The sequence below is a fragment of the Kribbella sp. NPDC043289 genome (assembly GCF_056436705.1).
The window spans coordinates 1,780,074-1,800,661 of record NZ_JBWKCB010000001.1 but is presented as its reverse complement, the minus strand read 5'-3'; the positions used below and the strand labels follow the sequence as shown (position 1 = coordinate 1,800,661).

Here is a 20,588-nt window from a genome sequence, read left to right as displayed (position 1 = left end):
ATCGGCATGTGTGGGGTGGACTGGCGGGGGATTTTGCAGGATCACGATCGGCTCGAGTTGCAGCGGGCCGCTGATCCGCGCGAGATCGCGGCCGCCGAGCGTCGGCTCGGGATCAGGTTGCCGACTGAGCTGCGAGAGCTGTACTCCGCGACGGACGGCATCTTCGACAACTCGGGTCAGTGGTTCGTCGTGTGGCAGCTGGCCGACGTCGTGCGGTGGAACCTCGATGCGTGGAACGGAGGGGAGCCCGCGGCGCGGCGGAGGTTGCTCGGGTTCGGGGACGACGGGACCGGCGATCCGTTTTGCGTCGCGTTGGATGGTGAGCCTGGCGTCTTCATCTGGTCTCCGATCGGGCAGGAGGCGCGCCTGCTCGCGGCAGATTTGCGGGAGTTCTGGTTGAGATGGCTGGCGGGGAAGATCACGACCTGATGGGTGGGCACGAGGCTCGGTAGGGTGCTGGGTGTGGGATTTGAGGGGTGGCCGCGGGCGGCGTTGGAAGTGTTGGTGCGGCTCGAGGGGGAGCCGTCCGTGGCGGTCCGGCGGGAGTGCCGGCGGGAGCGGGAGGAGTTGGTTCGGCAGCCGATGATCGGGTTGCTGAATGCGGTGGCCGACGCGGATCCGGAGTACGAGGACTTCTCGGTCTGGGGTTATGGCGAGGTGCTGCTGCAGGCGTGGCAGCGGCAGAACGCGATCATCCGGCTGGCTCGGAACGTCGAGTTGGGGGTCGGGTTCGATCTCGACGGTCTCGAGGTCGGCGTGGCGTGGTGGTACGGGCCGTCGGCGCAGATCGAGCGGTACCGGGCCGCGGTGGCGGATCCTGGGTCCGGGCGGCGGCTGGTAGCGATCGTCTGGCGGCTCGAGGAGCAGGGCTTCGTGATCTCGGGCGACCTACTGAAGCGGCCACTGCGTGGATACCCGGCCGATCACCCGCGGGCCGAGTTGCTGCGTCACAAGTCCCTCATCGCACGCCGGCCCCTCGGCTGCGACGAGTGGATCCACACCCCCGCCGCAACCGACCGAGTACTAGCCACCCTGTCCGAGCTACGCCCACTCGCCCACTGGCTGGTCAAACACGTGGCAAATCCGTAAACCACCCGCCCGCGGTGTCGGCTTGGACCGCGCTGGCCACACAGCCGTCCGGACTTCCCAGCAGCCGATCGCGCCAACCAAACCAGCCCGCACTACCCACACCGGCCCGCGCTGCCTGCCAACGCGCATCACTCACACCAGCCCGCGCTGCCTGCAGACGCGCGCCGCCCACGCCTAACGTGCGCCGCCGACGCCCAGGTCAGCATGGCGTCGGGCTGCGGATCGACATCATCCATCAGGTGCGACGCGATCGCGGACACGACGTACGACGCGGCGTTCGACGACGATCGCGAACGGCGCGGTGAGGACGCCCGCGCTCTGTCTGCCAGCCTGCCGCCCACGTCAGCCCGCGTCGCCTGCCCGACGCGCACCATCCACCCGCGATCTCGGAGGGGATAACCCCGCGAGGTGGGGGTTCTGCCTTCCCGCACCAACAGACAACCCCCAACGTCAACGGATATCCCCGGCTCGCGCACCGTGCGGCGAGGCCCTGGGGTGCGCTGCGGCTGTCGATGTTCGAAGTCGTCTGCGCAGATGTCCGTACTCGTGGGCAACGGGCGATGCGGAGCTTGCTGCCGCTGGCTAGCTCGGGAGTAGTCCTGGTGGGAGTTCGTGGTTGCGACGGCCCATTGCGAGGTTTCTGCTGCTTTCAGCCACTGCCCTGGTGTCATCGGCGGAAGTACGGTGAACGGCGTTGCAAGCCCAGAGTGTCCAGCAATGAGCGGCGGGCCCGCCCTCGTACGGTCGTGATCGCGGTGATGGATGCCGCTTGCGACCGGGCTGCTGCCTGATGCAGGTTCACCGCGCGAACCTCAAGGAGCGCTCAGCCAGTTGTCTAGTGCTGCCCCGAGATCCCGTCCGCGATGGTAGCCGCGCTGGGTGATCACAGCTGTGAGGTGACGTGCCTCCTCCAGATCCTCAGCGTTGGCATGCTGGAGCAGCGTGCGGAGGTCTCGGTCCCTTTTCTCACTGGACCGCCAGAGCAACTTGACCGCGATCAGGTGCCCGATGCGAGCGACGGGGATGTTCAGGTCCGGTGGAACTTGCAGGGGTTCCGCCGCTTCCGCAACTTCGGCTTCGACGCTGCAACTCGCGAAGAACAAGTCGAGGGCCACGTCCTCGTGAACGGCAGTGCAGTCCAGCCGCACGGTCGCAAGGCGGCCGGTCTGGTCGTGCACGATCGCTTCCTTCAATCGGTAGCCGACGGCGAGTAAGTCGTCGACACGCGCCTTCGCCGTCGCGTCGTCGGGTACGGCGACGGCGATGTCGATATCCGCGGTGGGTCGTGGCTCCGCCCGTACGCATAGGGCGAGTCCACCGACCAGCGCCCAGGGCGCCCCCAGGTCATGAAGATCGCCAACGACATGTGGGAGGGCCTCTTCGATCATGGCCAGAAGGATTCACCCAAGGGGTCGGACACGGCAAGAGAGTTCACGCGACCTTCTCAACGGTCCGCATGTCCGACAGCACAAGCCGCTCGCGGCCGCAATCGTGACCGATCCAAGGCGCGGCGCTCGCGGTACGTGGTGCGGCCGGAGCATGCGGGCTGGGTGGGGTGGGAGCGTCGCGGACCGGCAGCTCGACAGGAGGTGTCTGGTGCTGGGGTAGTGCACTTAGGCGTGGAACGGTTGGCGTGTACGGCGTCTCGCAGGTGTACTACCTGTCGAGCTGCCGACTGAACCCGCCGACTGAACCCACCGAGCAGCTCGGGTGTGGCGTCGTGGGGTTAGATCCAGCCGGCGTCTTGGGCTATGCGGATTGCGTCGAGGCGGTTGCGGGCGCCTACTTTGGTGATGGCGTGGGAGAGGTAGTTGCGGACGGTTGCGGGGGAGAGGGCGAGTTCGTGGGCCATCTGCTCGGTCGGGTGTCCGCTGCGCGCGGCGCGCAGTACGTCGGTCTCGCGGGTGGTGAGGGGTGAGTCGCCGACCTCGATCGCGGTGGCGACGAGTTCGGGGTCGATGACGCGTTGTCCGGCGGCGACGCGGCGGATGCCGTCGATGAGGTCGGAGGCGGGTGCGTCCTTGACGACGAAGCCCCGAACGTGTGCCTTGAGCGCGCGCAGCAGGTTCCCCGGTTGCCCCAGTCCGGTGAGGATGACGACCCGACAGTCCGGTACGTCGACATGGAGCCGCTCGGCTGCGGTCAGACCGTCGAGCCCGGGCAGGTCGATGTCCAGGACGGCGATATCAGGCTGCAACTCGCGAGCGGCGTCCAGAACCAAATCACCGCGGTCGAGCTCGGCGACGACCTCGAAGTCGGGCTGGAGCGACAGCAACGCAACCAGCGCGGCGCGAATGATGTGCATGTCCTCGGCGATCAGCAGCCGAATCATGGCGTGTCCTCCGCGATCTCGACTGTCAACCGAAACTGGTCGCCGCTGCGACTGGTACGCACCGAACCGGAGAGGTCCGCGACCCGCTCCGCCAGCCCCGCCAGCCCACTACCTCCGACACTCCCTTGTACGTCGGGAGCGCCATCGTTCACGATCTCGAGCCGGACCGTTCGCCCGGCCGATGACGTTGTGAGCGAGCAGGTGCTGGACCGACTGTGCCGGAGCAAGTTCGTGACCCCTTCGCGGATCGCCCACCCGAACACCTGCTGGCCGACCGCGGTCGACGGCAGTACCGCGGCATCGACGGACACCCGAACGTTCGCAGCGGTCAGCAAGCGCGTGGCCCCGGCGAGCTCCGTCTCCAGCGAGACCTCGTGATCGTCGCGGGTGACCGCCTGCAGGTCGCGCAGCGCGTGGCGGCTGACTTCGGCGGCCTCGGCGATCTCACGGCGCGCGCGGACCGGATCCTGATCGAGCAGTGCGAGTGCGAGGTCACCTTTCAGCGAGACGGCCGACAGGCTCTGTCCGAGCAGGTCGTGCAGATCGCGGGAGAGCCGGAGCCGTTCGTGCTCGACGGCCGAGTCGGCGAGGGCGAGGCGACTCGTGCGGAGCTCTGCGGAGAAGCGGACGAGTTGCGGAGCGGCGTACAGCGAACCGGCGGCGACCGACAGTCCGACGAGGTCGTAGATCACCTGCAGCACAACGGTGGACGAACCGCGGTTGTTGATCGTGTCGGCGGCGACCGGTGCTATGAGCAACAAAGCGGCGACCACCAGCCGTGCGCGGCGATGACGCCGGAGCACCATCGCGGACGACGCGGCGGCGAAGCACTGCATGCTGATCCAGTTCCAGCTCCACCACGGCAGCGGGGCGTAGACAGCCATCAGCAGTACTGCGTAGATCACCGGCCAGCCCCGCGGGAGGCCGCCCTTCGACGCCGCGACGGCGAGGCGGAGTTGGGCGATGCCGATGATCACCGCGAGGGCCAGAACGAGGAGCGGTTGTCCGGCCGTCGCGTCGGTCGCGTTCAACGTATACGTCACCGGAGGCACGAGCCAGGCGAGCGTGACCGCGACGACAGGCCAGGTATGCCGGCTCACGTCGAGCCCTCCTGGTCGACGCGCACGCCATCGCGCGTGACGGTCAATCGGTAGCTGCCGGAACCCTCGGCCAACAGGCGGCCGACCGCCACGCGCAACTCACGTCCGATGCGCGCAGCGTCCTCCGGGTCGAGATCGTCGATGCTCGCCGTGACCTGCACCCGTACGCCGCCCGCGCTCAGCAGCTCGACGGCGCTGTCGATCGAGGCGGCGACCGATGGTTGCCGGTAGCTCTTGATCAGGCGCCGCGCGCGGGTGAGCGTCGTCCGCGCGATCTCGACGGTTCCTTCCACCGCCGACCGCGTGGTCGCAGGGTCGGCGAAAGCCCGGTCCGACCGATGCGCGATGGCGACCAGCTCGGTCCCTACCGTACGACGCAACTCCTCGTCGATCCGGAGACGCTCGGTGACGACCGCGTCCGCGGCCAATCGCCGGCGGGTGGCATCGAGCTCACGCGCCGAGTCGATCAGCCGCAGCAACACGTATGGTCCCAGCACCGCGTTGACCGGGAGCACACCCCACACCCACAGCTCAGGGTGCCCGGACCAGCGCGCGAGCGGGATCGGCGCGAGCCACAGAACGGCGTACAGGATCCATGACCAAGGCGTCGGTACGACGATCAGGACTGCGAGGGCCAGCGCGGACAGGGCTCTCGGCCACCACGGGCTGGCCCAGGGGAGCGCGCCGACGATGAGGACGGCGATCGCGGCGAGCAGACCGTACGCATACGTTCGCGGCCGCTGATCGAGTCTGCCGGTGATCCGCATCCAGACGAGGTGCAGGAACAGTGGGACGTACAGGACGGTCGTGACCACGTCGACGGTGAGGACCGGCCACGGCGTGCCGGCGAGTGCGGCCGCGGTGAGGCTGACGGCGGGCAGGCAGATGCTGAAGGCAAGCACACCGGCGCTCGTCAGCCGGATCAGCCGATCTTGCCGCGGCTCGGCCGCCATCGCCCCCACTCCGGCCCCCGTCTCTTCCGGCCGGCCGCCCGTGCCGGATCGCGACCAGGATGACATCCCCGGCCGGGCGAGGGCGAGAGCTGCGGTCATCCCGGCAGCATGCCGCGACACCAGTTGTCCGCGGTAGACGCCGATGTCGCCGGGCGGTGATGGCATTTGTCATCGCCAACTGGGGACATCGCGATCTCCCGCGCGCACCGGGTGCCGATCGAGAGTGGTGCACGTATTTCCAATACTTCGAAAGGCATCACGATGACCACCGTGCTCGACACCGACCTGCAGGCAGTCTTCGACCAGATCTACACCGCCTGGGCGGCGGGCGACGCCGACGCGTTCGCGGCCGTCTACACCGACGACGCCACCGTCACGATGCCCGGCGTCTTCCACCAGGGCCGCGACGCCGTCCGCGCGAGTATGGCCGCCGGCTTCGACGGCCCGTTGAAGGGCAGCCGCGGCGTCGACACCCCGCAGGACGTCCGGGTCGCGGGCGACACGGCGATCGTCGTGAGTCGCGCGGGCATCGTGCCGGCGGGCGCGACCGACCTACCCGCCGGGCGTGACGTGGTCGCCACCTGGGTGCTGACGAAGCAGGACGAGCGCTGGCTTGTGGCGGCGTGCTGCAACACCCCGGCGCAGCGGTAAGCAGCCCTTCCGGCCGGCCTGTGCGCGGGATTAGTTGACTGCGTAAAGTATGGGCAGCCGGACTGGAGGGGCGTTTGATGGTGAGCTGGAAGCAGCAGGCGGGGGAGTGGCGCGACGAGGCGTACCTCGGGGCGGTGTCGCACGCCATGCCGGATACCGCGTTGCTCGGGAACGGCGATGTGGGCGTGACGTCGGTCGGGAAAGCCGGCGTGAAGGCCTTCAGCCTCTCGAAAGGCGATTTCTGGAATGCGCACCCGGAGCCGCTGCCGGCCGTGCTCGGGGGCGTGGCACTGAGTGGTTCGTGGTCCGGGTTCCACGAGACGCAGCACATCGTGGAGCCTCGGATCGTCAGCGAGCTGGGTACGTCGCTGCGGATGGAAACGTGGCTCGCGGCCGAGCGGAACGTGCTCGTCACGGAGATCACGTCCCGCGATGAGGCGCCGATCGAGCTGACCGTTCGGGTCTGGCCTGGCCCGTGGCGGGAGAAGGACGAACAGGCGGCGTACCGGAATGCCTGTGGTGCCTCGGGCGATGTGCTGTGGGCGTCACGCGCGACCGCGGAGGGCGGCGCCTGGGTGTCTCGGGCGGCGTTCGCGACGCGGCTGCTCGGCGCTGCGGATGCGGGCCGGCCGCAGGTTGTGGGAGCGGGGATCGAGCAGCGATTCACGGTGGCGGCCGGCGCCACGATGTGGGTAGTGACCTGTGTCGCGGGTGGTGGGCGGGACGCCGTCGAACCGGAGCTCGACGCCGTCGCCGAGGTCACGGCGCTCGGTGTGCGCGACCTCGAGCGGGTACGGCGTGACAGCCGCCGCTGGTGGGAGACCTATTGGCAGCAGTCGTCAGTGGATCTCGGGGACGACCTGATGGAGCGGTTCTACTACGCCGCGCAGTACTTCCTCGGTGCGTCGAGCCGCCCCGGCAAGGTTGCACCCGGGCTGCACGGGATCTGGACCACGACCGACTTCCCGGTGTTTCACGGCGACTACCACCTGAACTACGACGCCCAGGCGCCGTACTACGGGGTCTACTCGAGCAACCGTCCCGAGCTCGTGCTGCCGTTCTTCCAGGTGATCGAGGACTACCTGCCGGAGGCGCGACGTCGTGCGCGCGAGGATTTGGCGCGGGTTCAGCTGGAGTACATCGCGACGCGCTTTCCCGACGGTGGTCTGCCCGGGGGAGCGCTGTTCCCCGTTGGCCTCGGACCGTACGGTTCGACGACCGACGACGTGTACCTGAACCAGGTGTCGAACGTGCTGTTCACCGCATCGCAGTACGTCGAGTACTTCGACCACACGCAGGACACCGAGTTCCTGCGCGACACGGCGTACCCGTTCTTGCGGGACGCCGCCGAGTTCTTCGCGCACTATCTCGAGTGGGACGAGGGTCGGTATCGCCTGTGGAGTGGGCCGCACGAAGGCTCGTGGGGCTCGAACTCGTCGGTCGACATCGCACTGCTGCGCCAATTGCTGACGTTGCTGGTCGAGCACGAGGCGGATCTGACGGCGGTTGATCCGAAATGGCGGCACATGCTCGAGCATCTGCCGTCGACGCCGACCGCGGTGGTCAACGGCCGCATCGTCTACGCCCTCGCGGACGCGGGCACGCTCAAGGGTGACGATCCCCGCGACATCCGGCCCGGCGACAACACCGTGAACTTGGAATTCATCCACCCGGCGGGTCAGAGTGCCGATCGGCAGATCGCGATCGACACGCTCGACGCGATGGATTCGTGGGACCAGGAGAACAGCTTCCCGAAGGTCTTCACGCAGGCCGTGCGTGGCGGTTACCCGGCGGAGAAACTGCTCGACATCCTGCGCTCCGTCATCGAGCGCCGGCAGGCCCGGAACCTGCGAATCACCGACGGCTGGCACGGCATCGAGAAATCGGGAGCGACGGAGGCGATCAACAGCATGCTCGTTGCCACCCGCAACGATGTCGTCAGTGTCTTCCCGCACTGGCCGACGACCCGCGACGCGTCCTTCACAACGCTGCGCCAGAAAGGCGGTTTCCTGATCTCGGCGGCGCAGCAGGACGGGCGAGTGACGTTCGTCGAAATCGTCAGCTTGGCCGGCCGTCCGCTGCAAGTCCGCAATCCGTGGCCCGAAGCCGCCGTACTCCGCAATGGGCAGCCCGAGCCGGTGAGCGATCAGGAGATTCTCCGGTTCGACACGGATCCGGGCGACCGGATCGAGCTCACCGCGGTTAATCAATTGACGTCCACTGAGGCGTCCTGATCTGCTGAGGGTACGTACGCCGGACCAGCCGGCGGGAACCGGAAGGAGGAAGCCGATGTCTGTTCTGTCCAGCTTCGCTCTGAAAGGTTCTCTGGTTTGGTATTCGCACGTTCGTTCAGCTGTGAACACTGTGGCGTAGAGGTTTCCCTCGACGCCCCCGGCACCACCCATCGCAATCATTGCCCGAGTTGTCTGTGGTCGCGGCATCTCGACCGCAACGTGCCGGGTGATCGCAAGGCCGACTGCTCCGGCGGGATGGAGCCGATCGCGGTCACGGTCCGCGGCGAGGGCCGGTGGGTCCTCATCCACCGATGTACCAATTGCGGTCGGCTTCGCCTGAACAAGACCGCCGGCGACGACAACGTCCTGCTGCTGATGCGGCTGGCCGCGCTGCCCCTGACGATGCCCTTCATCCCGTTCGCCGCGGAGCCCGCGACCGCCAGCAACGGCAACGGCAACGGCAACGGCGCGCCCCCACCCGCGAGGAAGCCGAGGGCGCGGAAGGCGAAGACCTGACGGTCAGAAGAACACGTCGGCCGCGGAAGTTGCCAGCACCAGCGGTACGCCGATCAGCAGCGGCGTCAGCGCCGCGATCGCGATGACCAGTGGCGACCATCGCCGCGGTGGCGGGTCGAGCAGGCGCTCGACCCGGACGAGGGCCTGGCCGCCCGTCGCGGCCAGGCTGCCGTTCGGTGTGGCCGGGCCGAGCAGCCCGATCGCGGTAGCCAGCGAGCTGCCGTCCACCTGGCGACGAGCGCTGTCATCGGCGAGCAGTTCGACCAGGTCGGACGTCGCGGCGCGCAGCTGTTCGAGCGCCGTGATCCGCGGAAACGCCTCGACGAGCAGCGTGGCCCAGCCGACCAGCAGGTGATGGCGCCCGGTCAGATGTGCACGTTCGTGGGCGATGACGGCGTCGAGCTGCCGTGGTTCCAGCAGCTTGACGGCGTCCTCGGTGATCACCACGTGACCCGTGCCTGCCACGCAGTACGCGGCTGGTGCCGGCGCCGCGATGACGGTCGCGTCGAGCTCCGGGTCATGACGGCCGAGCAGCGACAGCAGGTCCAGGTGGCGTTGGCGCGTAGTACGGCGGGTGCGCCGCAGGCTGATCGCCGCGCGGACGAGCCGGCCGGACACGATCAGCGTGATCAGCAACCCGGCCAGGACCGGGCTGAGCACGTCGATCAGCGTGAGGGCGTGGACGTGCTTGCCGTGCGGCAGGTAGCGCACCGCGGACATCAGCTTCAGTGCCGCCAGGCCGATCGCGAAACCGGCACAGCCGATCGAGGTGTGCCACAACCCGAGTGCGAGCGCCGGCGAGCGGCGCGCGAGGCTCGACCGGGACAGCAGTCGCGGTCCGACGGTGGTGACGGCGGCGGCGTAGCCGGTCAGCAGCACCGCGTGGATCGCGACGTTCATGGTGCACGCTTGTCTGTGCGCTGCCGGCTCGACAGGGCTTCCCGCACCGCGGTCGCCTCCTCTTCGGTCATGTGATCCACGAAGCGGAACAGCGTGGCGATCTCGTCGCCGCTGCCGGCCAGGACCTGGCGCATGAGTTCGGCGCTGTAGTCCTGCCTGGTCGAGACCGGCCGGTACCGGTAGGCCTTGCCTTCGAGTTCCCTCGACAGCCAGCCCTTCCGGTACAGGTTGTCCATCACGGTCATCACCGTGGTGTAGGCGAGCTGACGCTCGGCGGCGAGGTCGTCGAGGATCTCGCGGACCGTCGCCGGATCGTCCCGGCTCCAGAGCCGATCCATGACGACTGCCTCGAGATCGCCGAATCCACGCACCCGCTACCCGCCCCCGGTCTCGCTGTCATCCCCGTTGTGTCACCCCGCGCTGACCCCGGCCGTACGGCTCACTTGGTGCGGAAGACCAGCAGTTCGGTCCGGCCGTCGCTCAACGGCACGAACTCGCTGCCGACCAGCTCCAGGCCGCGCCGGCCCAGGAACTCCACCACCCAGTCGCGCGGTGTCAGTTGATAGATGTTCGCACGCGACGGCTCGTCGAGCCAGGTCTTCGTCACCACGTCGTTCAGGCATTCCTCGGTGATCACGTCGAACGCGACGACGCCACCCGGCCGGACGACCCGGGCCATCTCCGCGATGTAGCCGAAGGAGACGACGAAGGGGAGGTAGACGAACACCTTGTGTGCATGCACCAGGTCGACCGACGCGGATGTCGTCGCGTCCAGCGAGTGACCGTTGGTCGGCCTGATGATGAGCTGCGGCCGGAGTTGGCGCAGGTACCGCACCCAGTCAGGCGCTGTTTCATACACCTCGTACGCGTCAGGTTGCAGCGCGTCCATCACCCTGGTCAGGTACCGGCCCGAGCCGGCACCGATCTCGCAGACCCGGCCGATCCCGCTCTCGAGCTGCCCGAGCCGGAGCATCGCGGCGACGGTCTCGGCCGTCGAACCGGGCTCGGCGCTGAACGCATCGAGGTAGTCGCCGACCGACACTCCGGCCTTGTCTGCCGCCGCGATCGTCTTCCGTGCGGGCAGGAACGCCCCGACCGCCGGATCGCTGCTGTACCCCCGAACGAGTTGTACCCCCGCCGGCCGGAGCACTCGATTCACCCCGGTCCGTGCACTCGCCAATAACGACATAACGCCCCCTAGAAAACAGCGGCCTCGGCCGCACCCCCCTGGCCCACCGTCCAGTCCCCACCGCAGCAAGCCAGCTGTCTACGATGCAGGATAGTACTAACATCCATAGTTGATGCAAGACCCACATCGAGAGCAGCAACGGGACCGAAAGCTGCCAGGAGTACCTGCAAGTGGGTCAGCCGGGCGATCGCCCGTCGGGGAGGTCCGCGAAGTGCACGTCGTACCGGTCCCGTTCGGGGATCAGGGACGGGAACTCTGCTTCACCACGGCTGATCGCGGCGAGCTGCTCGACGTACCCGAAGCGTTCGATACCAGGGCTGAGTACGACGAACACGTCGGCGACCTCGCCGTGGGCCGCACCGAAGACATGCACCAGTCCGGGCGGGACGATGACGAGCCCGCCCTTGCCGACGGTGGTCAGGGTCTCGCCGAGACGGAAGAGCATGGTCCCGTCCAGCACGTAGAAGACTTCGTGCGAGAGCTTGTGGTGGTGCGGCGGTGCACCGTCGGCGCCGGTGGTCAACGTGAGCCGGCTCGCGCTGACCGCACCGCCGTCGGCGAGCAGTTCGAAGGCGCCGTCCGAGAGCGATGCTCCGGTGGCGGAGCCGGGTTGCACGACCAGGGCGGGGTTCTGGGCTTCCATGGGTGCCTCCTACGGTTGGAGCCCGCTCACGCCGGGGCGTCGGCGTTGGTCACGGGCTTCAGCTGGGTTGGTGCGGCGGCGGGGAGGTTGCGGTTGAGGAGAGCGCGGAGGGTTTGCGGCCAGGCGTAGAGGAACAGGGCGCAGAGACCGGCGTAGCAGACGACTGTGAACCAGCTGAGCGCTTCGATCCCGGTATGGCGGCTGATGACGGCCATGCCGGTGACGATGGTGCCCCAGGAAAACGGTGTTGCCCACCAGGCCATGGAGAACGTCAGGCCCTTGCCGAAGGCCCGGACGAGCATGGCCACGCAGACGGCTGCCCACAACAAGGTGAAGCCCATGATCGGTACGCCGGCGACGACGGACAGGGTTTGCAGACCGGTGTCGAACGGGGCGGGGAGACCCGCATTGGTCGCCTGGTCGCCCAGGTTCCCGAGGGCGTTGACGGCTTGCCCGAACGGGGCGATGGCGATGAACAGCAGCGGCGTCAGCTGGATCGGCAGCGGCCCGTGGACGAACAATCGCTGCATCACGAGCGGCAGGACCACGAGCGTCATGATCAGGTCGAGGCCGAACATCGCGTACAGGCACACGACGAACAGCGCCTTGCCCTGGCCGGCGGACTGGTGCTGGAGAAGCGGCAGGGCGAACGCGGCCGAGACCATGGTTCCGGTCGGCGGCAGGAGCCAGGCGGGGGACTGGCCGACGATGCTCAGGTCCTGCTTGATGATCATCAACAGCGTCAGTCCCACTGCGCACTCGAGACCCACGACGGTGCCGATCGTCCACAACGTCGCGCTGAGCCCGATCGCCAGGCTGTCCGGGAGGAACGTGTGCCCGACGGTGTAGCAGACCAGGCCGGTGGCGAGGAAGGCCAGTGACACGCACGCGTAGAACGGTGCGACCGTCGGGTCGAGGAGGTCCGCGCGCGCCTGGTCGGTGTGGACGTACCAATGGATGCAGCGCGCGATCACCACGGCCAGGAGCTCGACGAAGGCCAAGACGGTGAAGACCTGCCAGACCTGCAACGCGCCGGGGAACTGGTGCGGCAGCATCACCCCCGCGCCGGGAATGATGGCCGTTCCCATGACCACGGCGTACCAGTTCGGGCCGACGTAGCGGAAGGCCGTCAGCCGGGCATTGTCAGTGCTCACCACGCACGTCCTTCTGGGATTACTCCTTGTTCCAGCCGTGGAAGGGGCTGTGGTCGCCGGACTCCCACGCCTCCCGGAGGCCGGGGGTGCTGAGGTCCCAGTCCGGGCGTACTTCGCTGCTCGCCGCGCGGAGGTCGCGCCAGAGGTCGGCGATCGACGGGCGCCCCCAGAACCAGTAGCCGTTGTAGATGCTGTGCACCACGAGCCCCGGTTTCAGGACGATCGTGTACGGGATCATCGGGTCGTTGTCGGGATCGGTGTACTCCTGGATGTCGAGGTCGCGCTGCACGATCCGCCCGGGGTCGGACAGGAACGGCCACTGGGCCCCGACCGAGGCCCGGAACTCCTGCAGCGTGTGGTGCTCGTCGGTCGCGATCGTCACGATCTGCGTGTAGCTGACCGCGATCTTCGGGTAGAACGCCGCGAGCTCGAGGTGCTGCTGGTGCTCCTTCGGGCAGTAGTGCCCGCGGGCCAGCGTGAGGATCATCGGGTCGTCGCCCTGCAGGTCGCTCAGCTTGCGCGGTACGTCGTCCTGGTCAGGCAGCTGAAAGTCCGGGAAGGTCGCACCCGGCACGATGTCAGGTCGCATGAGCCTCACGGTAGACCCGGTCGACCGCGACGGCCCGTGGTCGACTCCCTGGTGCGGACCCGGGATCACCGGTCGACCGGACCAGGGAGTCACCCGGGTGTGGCCGGGAGGTCGCGCGGAGCATCGTCGGTGGCACATCGCGGTCCTCTGCCCTGGGAGGAGAACAGCCCATGTGTTTCGCTCACTCGGCCACGGCCAGCGACTCGCTGCACGTTCAGGCAGGAGTCGGTCCGGAGGCGGCCCAGAGTTTCGCGCAGCTGGCGGACGCCGGCGGGCTGGGCGCGGTCGAAGTCGCCGGATCGGGTACGCCGGACACGCTGGCGGCTCCCCGCGGCGATCGGATCCTCGACGGGTACGGCCGGGTCCTGCACAACCGCTGGAACCGCGACCTCGAGCCGGCCGTGACGGTCCGCCCCGGTGAGGAGATCCAGCTGCTCTGCCGCGACGCCCTGGACATCGGCGACCAGGCGCGAACCATCACGCCGGAAGGCACGATGACGCTCGATCTCGGCCGGATCCACCCCCTCACCGGCCCGGTCTACATCGAGGGCGCCGAGCCGGGCGACATCCTCGAGGTCGAGGTGCTCGACGTCAGCCCGCTGGTCGACTTCGGCTACACGACCGTCAGTCCCGCGCTCGGGCTGTTCGGGACGCTGCGCCCGGAGAGTCTGGCCGGTTTCGCTCCTTGGCTCGAGGCATCGCAGCTCAGCGATCCGAGTCCCGGGGCGGTGCCGTCGGCCCTTCCCGAGGGGCAGCCGTTCGGCAGCGGGGCGGCGTACGTGCAGCTGTTCCACTTCGAGCGTGGGCAGTCGACCGGGGCCGCGACCTTCGTCGGCTCGGACACCGGTACGCGGGCCCGGATCCCGATCGCGCCGTTCCTCGGCATCATGGGTAACGCGCCGATGCGGAAGGGCATGTACCGGACGTTTCCGCCCAGCTTCAGCGGCGGGATGGGCGGCAACATCGACGTCCGGCAGATCACGCCGGGCTCGCGGCTGCAGCTCCCGGTGTACGCCGAGGGCGCGCTCTTCTCGGCCGGCGACGGGCACATGGCCCAGGGCGACGGCGAGATCTCCGGGACCGCCATCGAGACGTTGATGTCGGCGACCCTGCGGTTCCAGGTCGTCAAGAACACCGTCATCGGTGCTCCACGAGCGATCGTCCCGGCGGCAGACCCGACTCAGCTTCGGTTGTCCACGGAGATGGCGGCACTGGGGTACTACGTGACGACCGGCGCCGGCCCGGATCTGATGGAGAACGCCAAGAACGCCGTCCGCGACATGATCGACTGGCTGGTCACCGACCAGGGCGTCAGCATGCACGAGGCGTACGCGCTGTGCAGTGTCGCCGGCGACCTGAAGATCAACGAGGTGGTGGACCTCCCGAACTGGCTGGTCTCGATGACCTTGCCGCGGGGAATCTTCGAAGGAGCGGCCTGATGAAAAGCATCACGCCCTTGGGAGCAGTCGTCGGCGGGCTCTTCGCCGGCACCGTCGGCACCCTGGTCATGGACCTGGTGCTGTACGCCGAATATCGCCAAGGCGGCGGCAAGAGCGAGTTCACCCGCTGGGAGTTCTCCAGCGACATCGAGAGCTGGGAACAGGCTCCGGCGCCCGCGCTGGTGGGCAAGCGCCTGTACGAAGGCCTCTTCGATCGTGAGCTGCCCGACCACCGGGCGGCGCTGGTCAACAACATCACCCACTGGGCATACGGGATCGGCAACGGCGCGGCGTACGGCGTGGTCGCCGGCTCCGCCCCGAAACCACGGATCTGGTACGGCGCCCCGTTCGGCGCGACCGTGTGGGGGACCGGGTACGTCGTACTCCCGGCCGCGAAGTTGTACCAGCCGATCTGGAAGTACAGCCCGAAGATCCTCGCGAAGGACCTCGGCGCGCACCTCGGCTACGGACTGGGTACGGCGGCCGCTTTCAAACTCGCGACACTCGCCAGGAGGCTCCGGCGATGACTCAGGACCCGACCGCCCAGCACCAGCCCGTGCGGGGTTCCGGTCTGCTCGGGATGCGTCGGAGGACGGTGGCCGATCTGCTGGTCGCGACCCTCAAGGCGTCCGGTGTTCGGCGCGTCTACGGGTTGCCCGGCGATTCGCTCAACGGACTCACCGACGCGCTGCGACGCGACGGTGAGCTGGACTGGCAGCACGTCCGGCACGAGGAGGCGGCAGCGTTGGCGGCCGCCGGCGAGGCCGCGACGACCGGCGAGCTGGCGGTCTGCGCGGCGAGTTGCGGGCCGGGGAACCTGCACCTGATCAACGGGCTCTTCGACGCGCAACGCAGCCGCGTGCCCGTGCTGGCCATTGCCGCGCACATCCCGTTGGCAGAGATCGGCAGCGGGTACTTCCAGGAGACTCATCCCCAGGAGTTGTTCCGCGAGTGCAGTGTGTACGTCGAGTTGGTGAGCGCTGCCGAACAGTTTCCGCGGATCCTGCGCGTGGCGATGCGCTCTGCTGTCGAGCGGCGTGGCGTGGCGGTGGTCGTCGTACCGGGTGAGGTGTTCAAGGCCTACGCTCCGGAGAACACTGTGCACCCCGTCTGGGCGGCCTCGGCTCGGGTGCTTCCTGCTGACGACGACCTGGCCAATGCCGCGGGCGTTCTGAACGACGCGAAGGCGGTCACGATTCTGGCCGGCGCGGGCTGCGCGGGTGCACACGACGACGTGGTCGCGATCGCCGAGCGGTTGAAGGCCCCGGTCGTGCATGCCCTGCGAGGCAAGGAGTTCGTCGAGTACGACAACCCGTACGACGTCGGCATGACGGGCCTGCTCGGGTTCGTGTCCGGCTATCGCGCGATGGAGCACTGCGATGCGTTGCTGATGCTCGGCACCGACTTCCCGTATCGCCCGTTCTACCCGGAGCACGCGCACATCGTCCAGGTCGACGTCCGCGGTGAGAACATCGGCCGCCGTACGCCGGTCGACGTACCGCTGGTGGGAACGGTGAAGGACACCGTGCAGGCGCTGCTGCCACTGCTCGCGGAACACTCGGACGGTGAGCACCTGAAGACCATGACCGCGCACTACCAGCGGACCCGCAGCCGCTTCGACAAGCTGGCCGAACCGGGCCGGCGACGCGGCGCGCTGCATCCCGAGACGGTCGCGACGGCGATCGACCGGTTGGCCGCGGACGACGCCGTACTGATTCCAGACGTCGGTACGCCGACCTTGTGGGCCGCGCGGTACTTCCGGATGAACGGTCGGCGCCGGCTGATCGGTTCGTTCACCCACGGCACGATGGCGAACGCGTTACCGCAGGCGATCGGTGTTCAGTCCGCCTTCCCGCAGCGACAGGTCGTCGCGTTCTCCGGCGACGGCGGGCTGGCCATGTTGATGGGCGAGCTGCTGACGTTGCGTCAGCTCGGACTGCCGGTGAAGGTCGTGATGCTGAACAACGGTGCGCTCGGCTTCGTCGAGCTGGAGATGAAGGCCGACGGCATCGTCAACTTCGGCACGGACCTCGACAACCCGGACTTCGCGGCGGTGGCGGAGGCCGTCGGCGTGCACGGCCTCCGCGTCGATGACGCGACCCAACTGGACGACGCGCTGCAGAAGGCGTTCGCCCATCCTGGTCCCGCGCTGGTCGACGTCCACACCCTGCGCCACGAGGTGGCCATCCCGCCGCGCATCGCGCTGAACCAGGCCGCCGGTTTCACGCTCTGGGCGACCCGCAGCGTGCTGAACGGCGACGCCAGCGCAGTGCTCGAGGTCGCCCGCACCAACCTGCGGCAACTCGCCCACGAGTAGCCCGGTTCACACCGCCGGGTAGACCTCCGCTTCGTAGAGCGAGTAGCCGTACTGCGTTGCGCGGTGGACGCCCTGGACGCGGACATAGCGTCCGGCGGCATCGAGCCAGACGGTGTCGGTGCCGCCGTCGCCGTTGGTGACCTCGGCGGCCGTGGTCCAGGTGTTCGCGTCGTCGGAGACCTGGATCTTGTAGGCGGAACCGTAGGCGGTCTCCCAGCGGAGCACGACCTTGCCGAGGCGGGTGGGCGAGCCGAGGTCGATCTGGAGCCAGGACGCGTCGTCGTACCCCGACGCCCAGCGGGTGCCGGCGTTGCCGTCGACGGCCAGGTCCGCGGTGAAGGACGTACCGGGTTCGGTGCTTGAGGCAACGACCGGGCGGTGCAGTGCGCTGTTGGTGTCCGAGGTGCGCGGGCGGACCGCGACCCGGAGTACGGCGCTACTCGTGGTGCTGCCGGTCAGAGTCGCCGGGATGTCGACGTCGGCGAGAGCCGCGTCGGCCGGCGGCGTCAGCTTCACGGTGACCGACTGGGTGAAGCCGCGCCGCACCGCGATCGGGGTCGTGATTGGAGCGGCGGACCAGCCGGCCGGAGGAGCGATCTGGAGAGTCCCGGTCACGTCCTTGCTCAGACCTGCAGCGACGTCGATCACGAAGCTCGACGCCACTCCGCGCACCACATCGGTCCGATCCTCGCTCGTGCGCAGCGTGACCTGCGGGGTGTCGGTCCACAGCGGTACGAGCTCGGCGACGGCGGCGGGGCTGCCGCCCTTCCACACCAGGCGTACGGCCTCGGCCGGCAGATCGCCGACCGGCACCTCGGCGTACGCGGACGAGAAGCTCCCGACTCGCTGCCACACGCCGCCGACCCGGACCTCGATGTCAGCGGAGCCCACACTGGACGACGGCTGCAGGACTGTCAGCCGAGCCAGCGCCCGCGGCGCCGACAACGTCGCGACCAACGCATCGCCCGCGTTCGGTGCGGTTGCAGGGACATACGCGGTCTCCACGTTGCCGTCCACGGCCCGCTGGTACGACGAGCCCGCGGCCGGCGTCGGCGTACCGCTCGCGGTCAGCGTCGTCGTCGTACCGCCGATCGTCTCGACCGAGAACTCGCGGACCACGAGCCAGAAGTCGCTCGCGGTCAACGACCGGTACCGCACGTACCGCGCCGTGGTCCCCGCCGGAGCGGTGAACCGTACGTCGGCGGTGGTCGCGCGGGTGAGCTCGGTCCAGCGCGTACCGTCGACGGAGTACTCCAGTGCACCCGAGTGGATGTAGTCGTTCGGGCTCGACGTCTTGCCCATCAGGACGGCGATGGCGCCGATCGAGACCGCCGAGCCGAGATCGACCCGGATCTCCGAACCAGGACCGGGGTTGCCGTTGCTCCAGTAAAAGGTGTTCGCGTCGCCGTCGACCATGCGCGCCGGCACATTGTCCTGGTAGGTGCCCAGGTTGGTCGTCGCGGTCTTGCCCGGGGTGACGCCGAGCCAGCGGTCGTGCACGCGGCCGGTCTCCGCGATCAGTTCGTCGACGACCCGCTCACCGATCCGCGGGTAGGTCCCGTCGTGCGGCGCGCGGCTGTCCCGGATCGCCTTGGCCTGCGTGACGAGTGCGGTCATCTGCTGCCGCGCGGTCCAGGCCGCCGGACCGTTGCCGGCCTCGAGTGCAGTCAGCAGGTCGAGGGCGCGGCTCATCGCCTGTCCCCAGAGTTCGGTTGCCTTGAGCCACGATTCCGCTTCGTCCCCGAACGCCGGATCGGCGACGCCGGCCCGGATCGTCGCCGGTGCGGTGGTGATCGCGGCGACCTTCGGCTGCAGGAAGGCGATCGCTTGCGTGCGTTCGCCGGCGCGCCACCGCTGCCAGAACTCGTCGACCGCGGCGCCGAAGACCGGTGCGCTGTCCGAGTGCAGGGTCCCGTCGTAGGTGTTGAGGTCGGCGAAGACCCGCAGCGCGTCGATCGTGCGCGGATCGCCGCCGGCGCGTTCGCTGATCGCTCGCAGCCAGACGGGCGTCGCGTCGTACCGCGCCGGGTTCCAGCCGAACTCGGCGAACGAGTACAGCGCGAGCTTGCTCACCGCCGCCTGGTTCATCGGGTTGGAGATCACGCCGACGACGCTGTCCGCGATCCCCGCTTCGCGGCCGGTGTACGGCGCCAGCAGCAACCGGCCCGCCGCGTAGTCGTTGACCGGGTAGTTGTCCCAGATCAGGATGTCGTGGCCGAACACGGCCTTCGCCTGCGCCGCCTGTGCCGCCGTGATCGTCTTCGGTACGACGCCGATCCCGGTCCAGTGCACGACGACATCGCTGTCGAGCTGCTCGCGCAACGCCTTCTTGTACGGCGTTTCGCTGACGTTGTAGTACTCGGTCGGCACCATCTGGAGCGGAGCGACGTCCGGCTTGGACTCGACCCACTCGCGCTGCACCCGGTTGAGCAGATCGCTCTGCGCCCGGCCCGCGGCCGCGCCTCCGGTGCCGTACTTCGCGCGGTCCGCGTCGCAGTGCCAGGTGTTGTAGTCGATGTCGTCGAGCGGCACGTTGAACGATCGGGCGCCCAGTGCGTACAGCGACTCGAACTTCGCGATCAGGGCCTGGAAGTCGGCCTCCGAGGTGTAGCAGATCGACAGACCGGGGGAGAGGGCGAAGGTGAAGTCGACCTTGTTCTGCCGGGCGCGGGTCACCAGCTCGCCGAGTTGCGCGAGCTTGTCGGCCGGATAAGCATCCCGCCAGCGCTCCCGGTGGTACGGGTCGTCCTTCGGTGCGTACTCGTAGGTGTTCATCCGGTGCGCGCCGAGGTAGCTGAGGTGATCGAGGCGGTCGGCGTTCGACCACGGCGTACCGTAGAAGCCTTCGATCGAGCCGCGGTAGCGCATCGTCGGCCAGTCCCGGACGGCGATCCCGGGCATCCAGTCCTGGCCCGGCCGCGCTTGCACCAGCTGCGCGAGGGACTGGGCGGCGTAGAACGTGCCGTCGCCGTCGACTCCGTCGAGCACGATCTGGGCGCGGTCGTTGCGATCGCGTCCAGCGGCGAGCACGTAGCCCTCGGCGGGGAGCCCGGTGCTGTCCTTGACCTGCAGCGCGGACAACACGGGCGCGGAACGGCCGAGCCAGATGGTGGTTGGCGTACCGGGATCAGTGCCGTCCGTCGTCTGGACGGTCTTCACGCCGGCACGCTTCAGCGCTTCGCGGACGACCCGCTCGGCGTCCGCGTCGGAGCGCGACGTACGGACGAGGCCGACGACGGGAGTGACCGGGAAGCCGTCACTGCGTTCGACGACCTGCTGCGGTTGTGGAGTGATGGCCGGCTTCGCCGCGGGTACGGCGGTTGCTTCCGGCGCGACCAGTGCGAGGGGCCAGGCCAAGGCGAGCAGGCTGACAGCGGACACGAGAAGGCGCATCGAGTCTCCTCAGGCGGGGGGAGTGCAGCGAGGGCGTGTCTTCCAATCCCCCGCCTACTGCGCGGGATTGGAAGACACGCCCTAGTTAG

Annotated in this window: 19 protein-coding genes; 8 read left to right on the top strand and 11 right to left on the bottom strand. The window is 68.6% G+C overall.

Translation table 11 applies throughout. The features are described from left to right. Positions 1 to 6: 6 nt before the first annotated feature. Both AC0662_RS08535 and AC0662_RS08530 read left to right on the top strand, forming a co-directional pair. A complete protein-coding gene (locus AC0662_RS08535; RefSeq protein WP_478299397.1) occupies positions 7 to 429 on the top strand; it encodes an SMI1/KNR4 family protein in 423 nt (140 codons plus the stop codon). A gap of 33 nt (positions 430 to 462) precedes the next feature. Continuing rightward, positions 463 to 1,089 (top strand): DUF2461 family protein, encoded by a 627-nt coding sequence (locus tag AC0662_RS08530; RefSeq protein WP_478299395.1) that lies wholly within the window; start codon positions 463 to 465, stop codon positions 1,087 to 1,089. 812 nt (positions 1,090 to 1,901) lie between these two features. On the opposite strand, the gene AC0662_RS08525 is transcribed toward AC0662_RS08530, so the two are convergent. From AC0662_RS08525 to AC0662_RS08510, 4 genes are all read right to left on the bottom strand, one after another. Further along, on the bottom strand, positions 1,902 to 2,477 hold the full coding sequence (locus tag AC0662_RS08525) for a nucleotidyl transferase AbiEii/AbiGii toxin family protein (protein ID WP_478299393.1): 576 nt from the start codon (positions 2,475 to 2,477) through the stop codon (positions 1,902 to 1,904). A gap of 338 nt (positions 2,478 to 2,815) precedes the next feature. Next, positions 2,816 to 3,421, bottom strand: a complete 606-nt coding sequence (locus AC0662_RS08520; protein ID WP_478299391.1) for a response regulator transcription factor — start codon at positions 3,419 to 3,421, stop codon at positions 2,816 to 2,818. After that, positions 3,418 to 4,521: a sensor histidine kinase gene (locus tag AC0662_RS08515; RefSeq protein ID WP_452196667.1), complete on the bottom strand. Its 1,104-nt coding sequence runs from the start codon at positions 4,519 to 4,521 to the stop codon at positions 3,418 to 3,420. Before AC0662_RS08515 ends, AC0662_RS08520 begins: the two co-directional genes overlap by 4 nt. Beyond that, the gene (locus tag AC0662_RS08510) at positions 4,518 to 5,639 is read right to left on the bottom strand and encodes a sensor histidine kinase (protein ID WP_478299389.1); all 1,122 of its coding nucleotides are present in this window, start codon (positions 5,637 to 5,639) and stop codon (positions 4,518 to 4,520) included. Before AC0662_RS08510 ends, AC0662_RS08515 begins: the two co-directional genes overlap by 4 nt. Before the next feature lie 96 nt (positions 5,640 to 5,735). Between AC0662_RS08510 and AC0662_RS08505 the strand changes: the two genes are divergently transcribed. From AC0662_RS08505 to AC0662_RS08495, 3 genes are all read left to right on the top strand, one after another. After that, on the top strand, positions 5,736 to 6,125 hold the full coding sequence (locus tag AC0662_RS08505) for an SgcJ/EcaC family oxidoreductase (RefSeq protein WP_478299387.1): 390 nt from the start codon (positions 5,736 to 5,738) through the stop codon (positions 6,123 to 6,125). A gap of 77 nt (positions 6,126 to 6,202) precedes the next feature. Next, positions 6,203 to 8,359: a glycosyl hydrolase family 95 catalytic domain-containing protein gene (locus AC0662_RS08500; RefSeq protein ID WP_478299385.1), complete on the top strand. Its 2,157-nt coding sequence runs from the start codon at positions 6,203 to 6,205 to the stop codon at positions 8,357 to 8,359. 96 nt (positions 8,360 to 8,455) lie between these two features. After that, on the top strand, positions 8,456 to 8,875 hold the full coding sequence (locus AC0662_RS08495; protein WP_478299383.1) for an RNHCP domain-containing protein: 420 nt from the start codon (positions 8,456 to 8,458) through the stop codon (positions 8,873 to 8,875). Between the two features lie 3 nt (positions 8,876 to 8,878). Here the strand turns inward: AC0662_RS08495 and AC0662_RS08490 are convergent, their stop codons facing one another. From AC0662_RS08490 to AC0662_RS08465, 6 genes are all read right to left on the bottom strand, one after another. Continuing rightward, positions 8,879 to 9,775: a M56 family metallopeptidase gene (locus tag AC0662_RS08490; RefSeq protein ID WP_478299381.1), complete on the bottom strand. Its 897-nt coding sequence runs from the start codon at positions 9,773 to 9,775 to the stop codon at positions 8,879 to 8,881. Continuing rightward, a complete protein-coding gene (locus tag AC0662_RS08485; protein ID WP_478299379.1) occupies positions 9,772 to 10,146 on the bottom strand; it encodes a BlaI/MecI/CopY family transcriptional regulator in 375 nt (124 codons plus the stop codon). Before AC0662_RS08485 ends, AC0662_RS08490 begins: the two co-directional genes overlap by 4 nt. A gap of 68 nt (positions 10,147 to 10,214) precedes the next feature. Further along, the gene (locus AC0662_RS08480) at positions 10,215 to 10,925 is read right to left on the bottom strand and encodes a class I SAM-dependent methyltransferase (protein WP_478299377.1); all 711 of its coding nucleotides are present in this window, start codon (positions 10,923 to 10,925) and stop codon (positions 10,215 to 10,217) included. A gap of 214 nt (positions 10,926 to 11,139) precedes the next feature. Then, positions 11,140 to 11,607, bottom strand: a complete 468-nt coding sequence (locus AC0662_RS08475; protein ID WP_452196658.1) for a cupin domain-containing protein — start codon at positions 11,605 to 11,607, stop codon at positions 11,140 to 11,142. Positions 11,608 to 11,633: 26 nt separating this feature from the next. Further along, positions 11,634 to 12,761, bottom strand: a complete 1,128-nt coding sequence (locus tag AC0662_RS08470) for an SLAC1 family transporter (protein WP_478299375.1) — start codon at positions 12,759 to 12,761, stop codon at positions 11,634 to 11,636. 19 nt (positions 12,762 to 12,780) lie between these two features. Further along, positions 12,781 to 13,350, bottom strand: a complete 570-nt coding sequence (locus tag AC0662_RS08465) for a peroxiredoxin family protein (protein ID WP_478299373.1) — start codon at positions 13,348 to 13,350, stop codon at positions 12,781 to 12,783. 170 nt (positions 13,351 to 13,520) lie between these two features. Between AC0662_RS08465 and AC0662_RS08460 the strand changes: the two genes are divergently transcribed. From AC0662_RS08460 to poxB, 3 genes are read left to right on the top strand one after another with little or no spacing between them, the layout of a single operon-like run. Then, positions 13,521 to 14,789 (top strand): acetamidase/formamidase family protein, encoded by a 1,269-nt coding sequence (locus AC0662_RS08460; RefSeq protein WP_452196655.1) that lies wholly within the window; start codon positions 13,521 to 13,523, stop codon positions 14,787 to 14,789. Further along, positions 14,789 to 15,316, top strand: a complete 528-nt coding sequence (locus AC0662_RS08455) for a hypothetical protein (protein WP_478299371.1) — start codon at positions 14,789 to 14,791, stop codon at positions 15,314 to 15,316. The genes AC0662_RS08460 and AC0662_RS08455 overlap by 1 nt, the downstream gene beginning before the upstream one ends. Before the next feature lie 53 nt (positions 15,317 to 15,369). After that, the gene (gene poxB / locus AC0662_RS08450) at positions 15,370 to 17,106 is read left to right on the top strand and encodes a ubiquinone-dependent pyruvate dehydrogenase (protein ID WP_478300207.1); all 1,737 of its coding nucleotides are present in this window, start codon (positions 15,370 to 15,372) and stop codon (positions 17,104 to 17,106) included. 6 nt (positions 17,107 to 17,112) lie between these two features. Here the strand turns inward: poxB and AC0662_RS08445 are convergent, their stop codons facing one another. Continuing rightward, entirely contained in the window at positions 17,113 to 20,499 is a 3,387-nt protein-coding gene (locus AC0662_RS08445; protein ID WP_478299369.1) for a beta-N-acetylglucosaminidase domain-containing protein, read from the bottom strand. Positions 20,500 to 20,588 lie beyond the last annotated feature (89 nt).